Below are 12,405 nucleotides of genomic sequence, written 5' to 3' on the forward strand. Positions count from 1 at the left end.
CGCGGCACATGGACCAAGGCTTTCCATGCGATGACGAGAATCGGTTCATAATGTTTTGAACTTGTCAAGACCAAGTTCGTTATGATCGTATGACGAGTACAGACCCCTGGACCAGCGATATCCGGATCGTGCCCGCGCCGCGCCGCGTGGACGATATCGGCATGACGTTGCGCGCCGCCTTTTCGGAGCCGTCCCGGCTGCCCGATCCCTGGGTCCGGCTCCTGGCGCGCCTCGACCGCGTTCGTGGCGTGTCCGGCACCCGGTCCGATCAGGCGCGATAGTCCGATCGCCGGGCGTGGCAATAATGATTGCCACCCTCATCGCTATAGCGCTCGACCAATGGGCAGCCGATTTCCGTCAGAATGCGGCGATATTCCGAAAGGCCGAGTGACCGGGAAACCCGACCGGTCAGGCTGTCGGTCCACTGACATGGCTGTTCCGGTGCGCTGAACAGCAGCTGCCCGCCGGGGTGCAGAATGTCGGCGATGCGGGTCAGCACCTGGCGCTGTCGCTCTTCGGTAAGCAGGAAGAGCAGTCCGACCATGACCGCGCCATCGAATCGGCGATCGAAAAAGCGACTGACCTCGACACCCTCTTCCGCCGCGAGCGCGCCTGGCACATTGCGGCGATAGGCCGCCAGCAATGTCGGCGATGGATCGATGCCGAACATACGAAAGCCCGCATCGCTCAGCGCCCGCCCTATCGGAAAGCCGGTCCCGCATCCGATATCCACGATCGCGCCACCGGGGCGGACATGCCCGGCCCAGCGAAGCACGACATCGACGCCGATACCGGATCGAAGGGCGGCGAACCGTTCCGCCACTCCTTCCCAACCCAGCGACGGATCACTCACCGCTGGAACCAGACACAAAACGACCGCCCCGACCCATGGATCGAAGCGGCCGCGAAATCATCGGACGCGGAATTACCGCCCGCCGCTCAATTGGTCGACATCGCCCATGATCGTGTCGAGCGCAGTCTTGCTGCTGTCGGTTTCGTGCAGGCGACGCGACGGCAACGAGCCTTCGGTCAGGATCGCCTCCAGCGCGACGCGACCACGCGCGACGCGGCTCTTGATCGTCCCGACCGCGACGTTGCAGATTTCCGCCGCCTCTTCGTACGCGAATCCGCCCGCCCCGACGAGGATAAGCGCCTCGCGTTGCGGCTGGGGCAGGTGCATCAGCGCGCGTTGCATATCGCCCAGCTCGACATGGCGATCCTGGCTGGCCGGAGCCGCCAAGATGCGGTCGGCGACCAGATCGTCCCACTCGCCCTTGAAGCGCGCGCGGCGCATCTGCGACAGATACAGGTTGCGCAGGATGATGAAGGTCCAGGCACGCATGTTCGTACCCGCCTGGAACCGCTTGCGCGCGGCCCATGCCTTCAGCAGCGTCTCCTGCACCAGATCGTCGGCCAGGTCGCGGCTGCCCGACAGCGAGCGGCCAAAGGCGCGAAGATGGGGAATTACGCGGGCCAGTTCCGTCTTGAACTCGGAATCATCCAGCGCGACGTGTTCGACGGGCGCATCGGGTGCGTCGTCTTCCAATTCGTCCCGCGTCAAAGGCTGCGTCATGAAAATCCGATCATCGGAAACGGCCGACAACACGACCACTTCAAAATATAAGGTACCGGCCCAAAAATAGCCAGTCGTGCCAGAGCCCTAATCGACGGGCCTCGTGTCAGCGCAACACCAGGAAGGCGAAGATCACGATCACGAGGACCAGCGATATGGGCAGGACGTACCGCGTGACATGCGGCGTCGATCCTGCCCGAGCATCCTCTTTGGCGACATGAATGGGTTCACTGGGATCAGCCATGTCTGCCTCAACGTCCGTCGACCGTTTTGGGTCCGTAACCGAAACGCTTTCCTGTTCGGCCCCTTACTCGGCGGGAATGGTGGTCTGGTCGAAGAACAGCGCCTGGCTGATCGCCGCCTTCACGGTAGACCGCTGGAAGGGCTTGGTGATCAGGAAGGTCGGTTCGGGCCGCTCGCCAGTCAGCAGACGCTCGGGGAAGGCGGTGATGAAGATCACCGGTACCTCGAACTCGGCCAGGATGTCCTTGACCGCATCGATGCCCGAGCTGTCGTCGGCCAACTGGATATCCGCCAGCACCAGACCGGGACGATCCTCCATGGCCAGCGCCACGGCCTCGTCACGGGTTACGGCGACGCCGGTCACTTCATGGCCCAGATCGCGCACGATCGTCTCGATATCCATCGCGATGATCGGCTCGTCCTCGATGATCAGGACACGGGCACGCGTCTGCTTCTCGATCTCGGCCAGCGCCTCGGAGACGAGATTCTCGACCTCGCTCGGCTCGACATCGATCAGATAGGCCGCGTCCTCGGGCGTGAAGCCTTCCATCGCGGTCAGGAGCAGCGCCTGGCGCGACAGCGGCGTCATGCGGGCGAGACGCGCGCGGGCCACCCCCTCATTGCCGTCGGCATCGACGCCTTCGCGATCGAGCTCGTCATAATTGGCCGAGGACCAGATGCCCTGGAACATGCGGTACAGGCCCAGCCGCGGATCGACGTCGCGCGGAAACTGGTCGGGGGCCGCGACGATCGCTTCCAGCGTGGCGCGAACATATTTGTCGCCGTGCATCTGGCTGCCCGTCAGGGCCCGGCCATAGCGCCGCAGAAAGGGAAGATGGGGCGCAAGCTGCTGTCCAAGCGACATGGGTAATAATCACTCCCTGAGGTATTCGCGGTGACTCATGTGCTGGCCCCCGCGCCGGTTTTCAATGCCGTTTCCCGAAATCGCCTCTGACGGAACCCGCCTTCGGATTTTTCGTATCGCATCGGGAACCAACAAGATCGAATTTGGTTTCATCGCCACATCAACTATGGCTCTGGCGTAACGCCGACCGGCGGCGCCATGGTGCGTCGACACGTCGGTTGCCCCGCTTTGTGGGTCGTTGCAGGGGGATATTTTGAGTTTGGGCAACAAGACGAAGAAGACGCCGTCATCCGCTCCTCAAAAGGGTGGCGAGAAGGATGCGGGCTCGGCACTTCGCCAGGCGTATCAAAAGACCGTCGACGAAAAGATTCCTGACGAGATGCTTGACCTTCTCAGCAAGCTGGGTTGACGACCGGCCGCATGGCCAGTGCACCAACCCAAGACACAGAGGTTCCCGAACGCCTCCGCCCCGCCCCGCCGCGTTTGACGACGGGCGCGAAACTCGTTTTCGTTCTCGGCGGCACCCTGTTGATCCTGGCCGCCATCGCGGTCTTCGCCACGCTCCAGACGACGCGGCTCGCCGATAGCGAGGCCAGCGGCCGGCTGCGCATCGCCGCTAACGAGGATGCGCGCGCCATCGCCACCGAGTTGATGGGCGACATGACCGCGCTGCGCGTCGCGGTCCGCGCCATGGGCCAGGACCCGCTCGACACCCCGAGTTGCGCACGCGCGCAGGGCGTCTTCGCCCAGCAGTCGCTCACCGGCGCGCGGTTCCTGATCACCGATCGTTCGGGGCGGACGCTGTGCGGCGATCCCCTGCCCGCCGCGCTACCCATGCCGGTCGGCGGATCGCCGATCGGGGCCGATATCCTGCCGGGCAAGGGACTGGTCCTGTCGGTCGCGCATCAGGATGGGCGGGCCCAGGCCCGCGCCTTCTTCCCGCTGCCCTTCCTTCAATCGCTGATCGATCAGAACAGCCATGGCAGTCCGATCGCCTCGGCACTGGAGCTGGACGGTGAATCGCTGGCGCTGGAGGACATGCCGAAGCGCGGGGCGCTGGAGCGGATGAAGTCGATCCGCACCGAGCTGGGCATTGCGGGTCTGGTCCTGCGCACCTCCGCGCCGAGTGCGCCGATCACCTCGTCGCTGATCGTCGCGCTCGCGCTGCCGCTGCTGATGTGGCTGGCGGCGGTGCTGATCGGATGGTTCGTCGTCGACCGGCTGCTCATCCGGCCGCTCCGCCAGTTGCGCGGTATCGTCGCTGCCTATCAGCCTGGCGAAGTCCTGGACATCAGCCGGGTCGAGGCGGCCCCCGCCCAGGAAATCCGCGACCTGGCCGACACGTTCGAGGCGATCACCCAGACCGTCGCCACGCACGAGGCGGGGCTTGCCGAAGGACTGGTGCGCCAGACCAAATTGACCCGTGAGGTGCATCACCGGGTCAAGAACAACCTTCAGGTGATCTCCAGCCTCATCAACTTCCACGCGCGCGGCGCGACGGGTCCCGAGGCGATGGCGGCCTATTCCTCGATCCAGCGGCGGGTCGATGCCTTGGCGGTGGTCCACCGCCATCATTTCGCCGAGCTGGAGGAAAATCGCGGGCTGAACCTGCGCACGATGATCGGCGAGCTGGCCGCCAATATCCGCGCCACCGCGCCGGAGAACGCCGCCGGGATCGGCATCTCGCTCGACGTCGCGCCGCTCTTGGTCAACCAGGACGTGGCGGTTGCCGTCGCGTTCCTCGTGACCGAGACGATCGAACTGGCGATGAACTGCGACCCCGCGGCGCAAATCCGCGTCGCGATCAAGCCCACCGAGCAGGAGGGCCGCGCCGTCGTCCGGGTCGTATCGCGCGCGCTGGTTGAAACCGACGAGCTTCGCCACCTGATCGGCAAGCGTTATGGCCGGGTGATGGAGGGGCTGGCACGACAGCTTCGCGCCCCGCTTCACCATGATCCCCTGACCGGCGCCTATGAGATTGCCGTGCCGATCGTCGGGCGCGACTGACTTTCGGAAAAAGATTCGCAATTGCGAAAAAAGCCGGGAACCGACGGCCCGGCGGTGGGTTCTGCTCTTCGGATAGCGAACTTATGCCCCCCCGCTCTCGCTGTCCAAGACATAGGCCTGGAAGCGTCCACCCTCCCCCCCCCCGGTGACGCTTCCAGGCCTTAATCTTTTTCACCGCCTTCCCCGATCATCCGTGACAGCACCGGAACGAATGCCGTGTTGAGGCATTGGGCCGAGACGGATTTCGTAGAGGAGACAGAGAATGCGTAAGCTCATGGGTCTGGCGATCGTCGCCGGTGCGCTGCTGGTCAGCGCCTGCAACACCGTCGAAGGCGTGGGTCGCGACGTCAGCTCGGCCGGCAATACGGTCGCCAAGACGGCGGACGACGCCAAGTAAGCCCCTCACCCGGCTGACAGGCAAAAGGGCCTCGACGGACAGCGTCGGGGCCCTTTTTCGTTATGCGGTGAGCGCTTCCCTTGGCCTTCGACTTCGCTCAGGCTGAACGGAGCGAGGGGGCCAATGATCCCCAACAACCGTTCAGCCTGAGCGAAGTCGAAGGCCACGCCCCACCCTCACCACAAACAAAAAGGGCCCCGACTTCCGTCGAGACCCTCTCCATAAACCTCAAGGTCATCACGCCGTCGCGTCGGCATCCTCGACCGCCGCCTGTTTCGACCGCGATCGCTCGGTGAACCAGATACCGATGATCGCCAGCTCGTACAGGATGATCAGCGGCACCGCGAGCAGCACCTGCGACATCAAGTCGGGCGGCGTCAGCACCGCTGCGACCGCCGTCGCCGCGACGATGGCATAGCGCCGCGCACCGATCAGTTGCTTGCGCGTCACGATCCCCGCCCGCTCCAGCAGCATCAGCAACACCGGCAGCAGGAACGCCAGGCCGAAAGCGAACAGGAACTGCATGATGAAGGACAGGTAATTGCCGATCGCGGGCAAGGCCTCTCGCCGCACGCCGCCGACCACGCCGTCAAAGCCCAGCAGGAAGTGCAGCGCCATCGGGATGGCGATATAATAGGCCATCGCCGCCCCCATCAGGAACAGCACCGGCGTCGCCAGCAGGAAGGGCAGCAGCGCCCGCTTTTCCTTGCGGTACAGCCCCGGCGCCACGAACTGCCAGAGTTGGTTCGCGATCACCGGAAAGGCGATCATGACCGAGGCGAAGAAGGCGACCTTCACCTGGACGAAGAACGCCTCGAAAATCTCGGTATAGACCAGCTTGCCCTGCCCCGCCGCCAATAGCGGCTTGGCCAGGAAGCCGAAGATCGATTCCGAAAAATACATCGACACGCCGAAGCCCAGCGCGATCGCGATGATGCAATAGAGCAGACGGCGGCGCAGCTCGATCAGATGCTCAAGCAGGGGCGCGCGGCTGGCATCGATCTCGTCATGATCCTCGCTCACGACGCCGCCCCCTCATTGGGACGCGGGGTATGAGGCGCGGGCTCGGCGGGTGCGGGAGCGACGACCGGCTTTTCGACCATGACCGGCTGGTCGCTATGGTCCTGATCCTGATGCCCCGCCTGCTCCCCGCCCGCCGCATGGGCGGCGGGTTCCGAAGCGGCATGGGGGGCGTCGAGCGCAGGAGCGGGCGGCGCGTCGGCGGCATGTTCGCGCATGATGCGTTCATTTTCCGCCGCCCAGCGTTTCTCCATTTCCTCCAGCTCGGCTTCGCGCACCATATTGTCGAAGCCCTGCCGGAACTGGCGCGACACGCCACGCGCCTTGCCCACCCAATAGCCGACGACACGCATCGCCTTGGGCAAATCCTTGGGACCGATCACGACCAGCGCCACGATGGCGACCAGCAGGAACTCGCTCGAGTCGATGTTGAACATGGAAATCCGGTGTTAGAAGGCGAACCGGATCAGCGATCGTCGCGCACGCGCTCGCCATCGCGGTCGAAGGCGGGCTCGGCGGACTTCTGCGCCTCGATCCGCGCCGACGGCTTGGCGGGCTTCTCGTCTTCCTCGGCCATGCCCTTCTTGAAGTTCTTCACACCCTTGGCGACGTCGCCCATCAGGTTGGAGAAGCGGCCACCGCCGAGCAGAAGGATCGCGACGATCGCGAGGACGAGAAGGTGAATCGGGCTGAAGCTGCCCATGGCACGTCTCCTAGGAATCTATCATCTATCTAGGCCTTGGCATCGCCAGCGGCAATGGTCGAGCGATGCGAACGGCACGATGAGGATGAGGTGGTGCCGTGGCGGAGCATTGTGACGCGGCCATGACGCAAAGGAAAGCGATCAATCGTCCCGGCCGTCATCGTCGCGCGCATCGGTGGCCCTGTCCTCCTCGCCCATCCGCTCCAGCGCCAGATCGACCGGATCGAGTAGCCCGGCGGCGCGCAGATCCTCGATCCCGGGCAGGTCGCGCCGGCTGGTCAGTCCGAAATGCTGGAGGAAGGCGGGGGTCGTCGCGTAGAGGAGCGGCCGCCCCGGCACCTCGCGCCGCCCGGCGGGGCGGACCCAGCCCGCCTCCATCAAAACGTCGAGCGTCCCCTTGGAAATGGCGACGCCGCGAATCGCCTCGATCTCCGCACGGCTGACGGGTTCGTGATAGGCGATGATCGCCAGCGTCTCGATCCCGGCACGGGACAGTCGCCGCGCCTCCTCGCGGTCGCGACGGAGAAGATGCGCCAGATCGGGCGCGGTCTGGAAATGCCAGCGGTCGCCGCGACGGACCAATATGATCCCCCGCCCGCGATACTGTTCTTCCAGCAGATCCAGCGCGGATCGGATGTCGCCGCCCTTGCCCGTGCCGACATAGGCGCGGATCGAATCGATGCTCATCGGCTCGGGCGAGGCGAACAGCACCGCCTCCACCGCGCGGACGACCGGGTCGATCGGGCTCATGCCGGTTGCCGGATCAGCAGCGGGGCGAAGGGTCCGGCCTGGCGCAACTCGACCTTGCCCTGCCGCGCCAGTTCCAGAACGGCGAGGAAGCTGGAGGCCAGGGCCGACCGCCGCAACCGCGCGCTGCCGTCGGGCAGGAAGGTCTCGATCGCCGACCAGTCGATGCGGCTGCCGACCAGCATCGAGACCCGCTCCAGCGCGGCCTCCAGCGTCATCACCTGCCGGTCGGCGACGACATGCATCACCGGGCGGGTGCGGGCGTTGATGCGGCCATAGGCGGCGATCAGGTCATAGAGTTCGGCCTGCCACATCGCCTTGCGCTGCACCGCCAGGCCTTCTGGCGCGCCGCGCGGGAAGACGTCGCGGCCCAGCCGATCGCGCGCCATCAACCGCGCCCCCGCCTCGCGCATCGCCGCCAGCCGTTCGAGCCGGAGTTGCAGGCGCAGCGCCATCTCCTCCGGATCGGGCTCCTCCTCGGGCTGGCGCGGCAGCAGCAGCGCGGATTTGAGATAGGCCAGCCATGCCGCCATCACGAGATAATCGGCGGCCAGTTCCAGCTGCATCCGCCCCGCCCGATCGACGAAGCGCAGGAACTGCTCGACCAGGGCGAGGATGGAAATCTGCCGCAAATCGACCTTTTGCGACCGCGCAAGCGACAGCAACAGGTCCAGAGGCCCTTCCCACCCGTCCAGATCGAGCGTCAGCTGTTCCCCCGTCATCGAACGGAACCTTAGCTTGGGGCGACCCTATTGGCGAGCCATGGTCGATCATTCCTCCCCAAGCTCGGCTTAGGGAGGACACAGGGTGATAGACATTCACGCTATTCCTCCCCCGAAAGGGCAGGTGGCAGGCCGAAGGCCTGACGGACGGGTTCCGCGTTGGTGAGGTCGGCCAAGCTCATAGCTGGCTACACCCCTCCACCATGCTCCGCATGGTTCCTCTCCCCTTGCAGGGGAGGAAGAATGATTGTGCAGCCGGATCTACATTCCGATATGCCCCTCTTTCCCTCGCCCCTCATAGAGGGGAGAGGGTTGCGCAGACTTGGTCTTTGCGCAGCAAAGGCTTAGTCGGAGCTGGGTGAGGGGTGGTGCGCTCGAAGAGCGCGCGAGCCTGCGGCTCGCTCGACCCCTCACCCAAGCTGCGCTAGCCAGCAGGCTGGCAACCTCCGCTACCCCTCTCCCCTGTCCAGGGGAGAGGGAAGAAGGAGTAGCATGAACGTCGATTGGCCCTAGTTGGCGAGAGCCAAGAGCGCGTCGCGGCGGGCGATCAGTTCGTCGAAATCACCCTCGCCCGGTCCGACGCTTGCCATCGCGCGGTCCAGCCGGGCGCGGGCCTGTTCGGTGATCGGGGGCACCCGGCCCGCAATCTCGACCATCTCGTCCATCCGCGCCCAGCAGTCGAGAACCAGATCGCACCCCGCCGCCAAGGCTCCGGCCGCCTTTTCGCCCGCGGTGCCGGACAGCGCCTTCATGTCGATATCGTCGGTCATCAGCAGTCCGTCGAAACCGATCCGCTGGCGGATGACCTGCTCGATGATGACCGGCGACAGGGTCGCGGGGCGCTCGGCATCCCATGCCGGAAAGACGATATGGCTGGTCATGCCCATCGGCGCGGCGTTCAGGGTGCGGAAGGGCTCCAGATCGGCCTCCAGTTCGGCCTCGCTGGCGGTGACGGTGGGAAGCAGATGGTGGGAATCGACCAGCGCGCGGCCATGGCCGGGCATGTGCTTGACCACGCCGACCACGCCCGCCGCCGCCAGCCCCTCCAGCATCGCCCGGCCCAGCGCGGCGACCTGCATAGGCTCGGCCCCATAAGCGCGGCAGGCGATCGCCTCGGTCGTGTCAGCTTGCGCGACGTCGAGCAAGGGGGCGCAATCGACGGTGATCCCGACCTCACGCAGCATCAGGCCCAGCGCCTGACCATTGGCGCGCATCGCCTGGATCGCCGACATGGGCGCAGTGTCATAGAGTCTGGCGAAGGCCGGCCCCGCCGGGAAAGCGGGCCATTCGGGCGGCCCCATCCGGGCGACGCGGCCCCCTTCCTGATCGATCAGGATCGCCAGATCGTCCCGCCCCGCCAGGGCGCGCAGATCGTCGGTCAGCGCGCGGACCTGTGCGCGGTCGACGATGTTGCGCTTGAACAGGATATAGCCCGCCGGTTCGACCGAGGCGAAGAAGGCGCGCTCGTCGGGGGTCAGCACCGGGCCCGACAGGCCGAAGATAACGGGGATCATGGCAACAGGCTCCGGCCCCCCGCCCGGCATGGCGGGCGGAGGGCGTGATCGATCAGCTGGCGACGAAGCAGCTTTCGCCCGCGACGCGCAGGCGACCGCAGATATCGGCGGCCTGGTTGGCCGAACCGGCATTCACTCGCAGACGGTACAGCGTCTTGCCGTTCGACGCGACGGGCTGGACCACCTTGCCCAGCGCCGCGACATAGGAGAAGCGCTTCGAGAAACGGTCCCAGGCCGCGTTGGCCGAGGACTCGCTGGGATAGGCGCCGAGTTGCACCATCGCGCCGTTGGCGGTCGGTGCCGCGGCGGGGGCGCGGGCGGCGGTGACCGGTGCGGGGGCGACCAGCTTGCCGCCCGATTCGGGCACCTGCGCCACGGCATTGCGACCGCCATTGGGCTCGGCGGGCTTCTGGACGACGCGGGTGCCGTTCATCGGTGCCTCGGGCACGGCGCGCAGATCGATCGCACCGTTGCCGCCGGGCTTGCCCGCGCTGGTCGCGATGGCGGTGTTGCCCTCGCCCTTCACCTTCAGCCCGCCCGGATCGGCCGGACGCACCTTGTAATCGCCCTCCGGCGCGGCGATCAGCGCGCCGCCGCCGTCCGCCGCCGCGCTATGCGCCTGCCATTTGTACAGGCCGAAGCCGACCGCCGCGAGGAAGGCCAGGCCCAATATGACCAGCGCCACCACCTTGCCGATGCCGACGCCCTCGGGCTCGTCCGGCTCGACGGTTTCCAGCCAGGGAAGGCGATCCTCTTCCCGGTCGTCGCCGCGCAGGTTCATCTCGTTCGCCATCACTTCATCTCCGAAACCGCTTCGACACCCATGAGCGCCAAACCGTTACGAATGATTTGCCCGATCCCGTCGCTGAGGAAAAGACGCGCGCGTGTGACCTCGGCATTCTCGGCGATCAGGAAGCGGCGGTCGGGTCGGTCGTTGCCGACATTCCACGCCGCATGGAAAGCCGCCGCCAAATCATAGAGGTAAAAGGCGATTCGATGCGGTTCGCGCGCCGCCGCCGCGGTCTCGACGATGCGCGGGAATTGCGCCGCCAGCTTCACCAGCGCCAGGTCTTCCGTATCAAGCAGGGACAGGTCGGCCGCGCCGCCGCCATTGTCCAGGCTGATCCCAGCCTCCGCCGCGCGCCGCTTCAGCGAGGCGATACGGGCATGGGCATATTGCACGTAGAAGACCGGATTGTCCTTCGACGCCTCGACCACCTTGGCGAAATCGAAGTCCATCTGCGCGTCCGAGCGCCGGGTCAGCATGGTGAAGCGCACCACGTCCTTGCCGACCTCGCGCACGACATCGGCGAGCGTCACGAAATTCCCTGCGCGCTTCGACATCTTCACCGGCTCGCCACCGCGCAGCAGGCGGACCATCTGAACGAGCTTCACGTCGAACTTGGTCTTGCCGCCGGTCAGCGCCTCGACGGCGGCGACGATGCGCTTGACGGTGCCCGCATGGTCGGCGCCCCAGATGTCGATCAACTGATGGGCGGTCTGCGCCTTCTGATAGTGATAGGCCAGGTCGGCGCCGAAATAGGTCCAGGCGCCGTTCGACTTCTTGATCGGGCGGTCCTGATCGTCGCCGAACTGGCTGGAGCGGAACAGCGGCAGTTCGACCGGCTCCCAATCCTCGGGCGTCTCCCCCTTGGGAGCCTCCAGCACACCGTCATAGACCAACCCACGCGACCGCAATTCGGCCTCGGCGGCCTCGGGCTTGCCCGCCGCCTGCAACTCGGCCTCCGAGGAGAAGAGGTCGTGATGGATGCCGAGCAGCGCCAGATCGTCGCGGATCATCGCCATCATCGCCGCCACCGCGCGGGTGCGGAACAGGACCAGCCATTCGCTCTCGGGCGCGCTCACATACCGGTCGCCGAATTCGGCGGCGAGCGCCTCGCCCACCGGCTTCAGATATTCGCCCGGATACAAGCCCTCGGGGATCTCGATCGTCTCGCCCAGTGCCTCGCGGTAGCGCAGATGCGCCGAGCGGGCGAGGACGTCGACCTGGCCGCCCGCATCGTTGACATAATATTCGCGGATGACCTTGTGCCCCGCAAACTCCAGCAGGGTGGCGAGCGCGTCGCCCACCACCGCGCCCCGGCAATGCCCCATATGCATCGGCCCGGTCGGATTCGCCGAGACATACTCGATATTGACGGTCACGCCCTCCCCGCGCGTCGAGCGGCCATAATCGGCCCCGGCCTGCGGGATCGCGGCCAGCTCGTCGCGCCACGCCGCATCGGTCAGCCGCATGTTGAGGAAGCCCGGCCCCGCGACCGAGACGCTCTCTACCTCGTCCAGCTTGCCCAGCTCGGCCGCAATGGCCTCCGCCAGCGCGCGGGGGTTGGTTCCGGCAGGCTTGGCGAGCACCATCGCGGCGTTTGTGGCGAGGTCGCCATGGCTCGCGTCGCGCGGCGGCTCCACCGTGACGTTGCGGCGATCCAGCCCGCCGGGCAGCGTGCCGGCGGCGACCAGCGTGTCCAGCGCCGCATCGATATGCGCGGCAAAGCGGGTGTAGAGGGTCATCACATCGTCCGATCGGGGTAGCAAAGCGTTGCGCTCTAGCGAAATCGAAGCCCCGCTTCAAATCATGCCTTGATGGCCTGGTCGG

Annotated in this window: 16 protein-coding genes; 4 read left to right on the top strand and 12 right to left on the bottom strand. The window is 66.0% G+C overall.

The genetic code is table 11. The features are described from left to right. Positions 1 to 89 precede the first annotated feature (89 nt). Positions 90 to 281 carry a hypothetical protein gene (locus OXQ33_RS11375; protein ID WP_267434809.1) on the top strand — a complete coding sequence of 64 codons (192 nt, stop codon included), beginning with the start codon at positions 90 to 92 and terminating at the stop codon, positions 279 to 281. Here the strand turns inward: OXQ33_RS11375 and OXQ33_RS11380 are convergent. The 4 genes from OXQ33_RS11380 to OXQ33_RS11395 form a co-directional block, all read right to left on the bottom strand. Then, on the bottom strand, positions 269 to 853 hold the full coding sequence (locus OXQ33_RS11380; RefSeq protein WP_267434810.1) for a class I SAM-dependent methyltransferase: 585 nt from the start codon (positions 851 to 853) through the stop codon (positions 269 to 271). The genes OXQ33_RS11375 and OXQ33_RS11380 overlap by 13 nt on opposite strands. A gap of 72 nt (positions 854 to 925) precedes the next feature. Beyond that, positions 926 to 1,573: a sigma-70 family RNA polymerase sigma factor gene (locus tag OXQ33_RS11385; RefSeq protein WP_267434811.1), complete on the bottom strand. Its 648-nt coding sequence runs from the start codon at positions 1,571 to 1,573 to the stop codon at positions 926 to 928. Positions 1,574 to 1,679: 106 nt separating this feature from the next. Then, positions 1,680 to 1,817 (bottom strand): hypothetical protein, encoded by a 138-nt coding sequence (locus OXQ33_RS11390; RefSeq protein WP_267434812.1) that lies wholly within the window; start codon positions 1,815 to 1,817, stop codon positions 1,680 to 1,682. A 63-nt stretch (positions 1,818 to 1,880) separates the two neighbouring features. Next, on the bottom strand, positions 1,881 to 2,681 hold the full coding sequence (locus tag OXQ33_RS11395) for a response regulator (protein WP_267434813.1): 801 nt from the start codon (positions 2,679 to 2,681) through the stop codon (positions 1,881 to 1,883). Between the two features lie 259 nt (positions 2,682 to 2,940). Here OXQ33_RS11395 and OXQ33_RS11400 point away from each other — a divergent pair, with 259 nt between their 5' ends. The 3 genes from OXQ33_RS11400 to OXQ33_RS11410 all read left to right on the top strand — a co-directional run bounded on the left by OXQ33_RS11400 (position 2,941) and on the right by OXQ33_RS11410 (position 5,085). Beyond that, positions 2,941 to 3,090 carry a NepR family anti-sigma factor gene (locus OXQ33_RS11400; protein ID WP_267434814.1) on the top strand — a complete coding sequence of 50 codons (150 nt, stop codon included), beginning with the start codon at positions 2,941 to 2,943 and terminating at the stop codon, positions 3,088 to 3,090. An 11-nt stretch (positions 3,091 to 3,101) separates the two neighbouring features. Next, positions 3,102 to 4,688: a histidine kinase dimerization/phosphoacceptor domain -containing protein gene (locus OXQ33_RS11405; RefSeq protein ID WP_267434815.1), complete on the top strand. Its 1,587-nt coding sequence runs from the start codon at positions 3,102 to 3,104 to the stop codon at positions 4,686 to 4,688. Positions 4,689 to 4,950: 262 nt separating this feature from the next. Beyond that, the gene (locus OXQ33_RS11410; RefSeq protein ID WP_007405456.1) at positions 4,951 to 5,085 is read left to right on the top strand and encodes an entericidin A/B family lipoprotein; all 135 of its coding nucleotides are present in this window, start codon (positions 4,951 to 4,953) and stop codon (positions 5,083 to 5,085) included. A 237-nt stretch (positions 5,086 to 5,322) separates the two neighbouring features. Here the strand turns inward: OXQ33_RS11410 and tatC are convergent, their stop codons facing one another. From tatC to argS, 8 genes are all read right to left on the bottom strand, one after another. Next, positions 5,323 to 6,108, bottom strand: a complete 786-nt coding sequence (tatC, locus tag OXQ33_RS11415) for a twin-arginine translocase subunit TatC (protein ID WP_267434816.1) — start codon at positions 6,106 to 6,108, stop codon at positions 5,323 to 5,325. After that, the gene (gene tatB / locus OXQ33_RS11420) at positions 6,105 to 6,542 is read right to left on the bottom strand and encodes a Sec-independent protein translocase protein TatB (RefSeq protein ID WP_267434817.1); all 438 of its coding nucleotides are present in this window, start codon (positions 6,540 to 6,542) and stop codon (positions 6,105 to 6,107) included. The genes tatC and tatB overlap by 4 nt, the downstream gene beginning before the upstream one ends. A gap of 29 nt (positions 6,543 to 6,571) precedes the next feature. Beyond that, positions 6,572 to 6,808, bottom strand: coding sequence for a Sec-independent protein translocase subunit TatA (locus OXQ33_RS11425; protein WP_007405493.1), 237 nt, complete (start codon positions 6,806 to 6,808; stop codon positions 6,572 to 6,574). A 141-nt stretch (positions 6,809 to 6,949) separates the two neighbouring features. After that, positions 6,950 to 7,558 (bottom strand): SMC-Scp complex subunit ScpB, encoded by a 609-nt coding sequence (gene scpB / locus OXQ33_RS11430; protein ID WP_267434818.1) that lies wholly within the window; start codon positions 7,556 to 7,558, stop codon positions 6,950 to 6,952. Then, on the bottom strand, positions 7,555 to 8,277 hold the full coding sequence (locus tag OXQ33_RS11435) for a ScpA family protein (RefSeq protein ID WP_267434819.1): 723 nt from the start codon (positions 8,275 to 8,277) through the stop codon (positions 7,555 to 7,557). The genes scpB and OXQ33_RS11435 overlap by 4 nt, the downstream gene beginning before the upstream one ends. A gap of 509 nt (positions 8,278 to 8,786) precedes the next feature. Beyond that, positions 8,787 to 9,791 carry a beta-N-acetylhexosaminidase gene (nagZ, locus tag OXQ33_RS11440; protein WP_267434820.1) on the bottom strand — a complete coding sequence of 335 codons (1,005 nt, stop codon included), beginning with the start codon at positions 9,789 to 9,791 and terminating at the stop codon, positions 8,787 to 8,789. A 52-nt stretch (positions 9,792 to 9,843) separates the two neighbouring features. Then, on the bottom strand, positions 9,844 to 10,584 hold the full coding sequence (locus tag OXQ33_RS11445) for an SPOR domain-containing protein (RefSeq protein WP_267434821.1): 741 nt from the start codon (positions 10,582 to 10,584) through the stop codon (positions 9,844 to 9,846). After that, positions 10,584 to 12,320, bottom strand: coding sequence for an arginine--tRNA ligase (gene argS / locus OXQ33_RS11450; RefSeq protein ID WP_267434822.1), 1,737 nt, complete (start codon positions 12,318 to 12,320; stop codon positions 10,584 to 10,586). The genes OXQ33_RS11445 and argS overlap by 1 nt, the downstream gene beginning before the upstream one ends. Between the last annotated feature and the right edge of the window lie 85 nt (positions 12,321 to 12,405).

Origin of the sequence: Sphingomonas sp. GM_Shp_1 (assembly GCF_026540895.1) — a bacterium.
Classification (GTDB): domain Bacteria; phylum Pseudomonadota; class Alphaproteobacteria; order Sphingomonadales; family Sphingomonadaceae; genus Sphingomonas.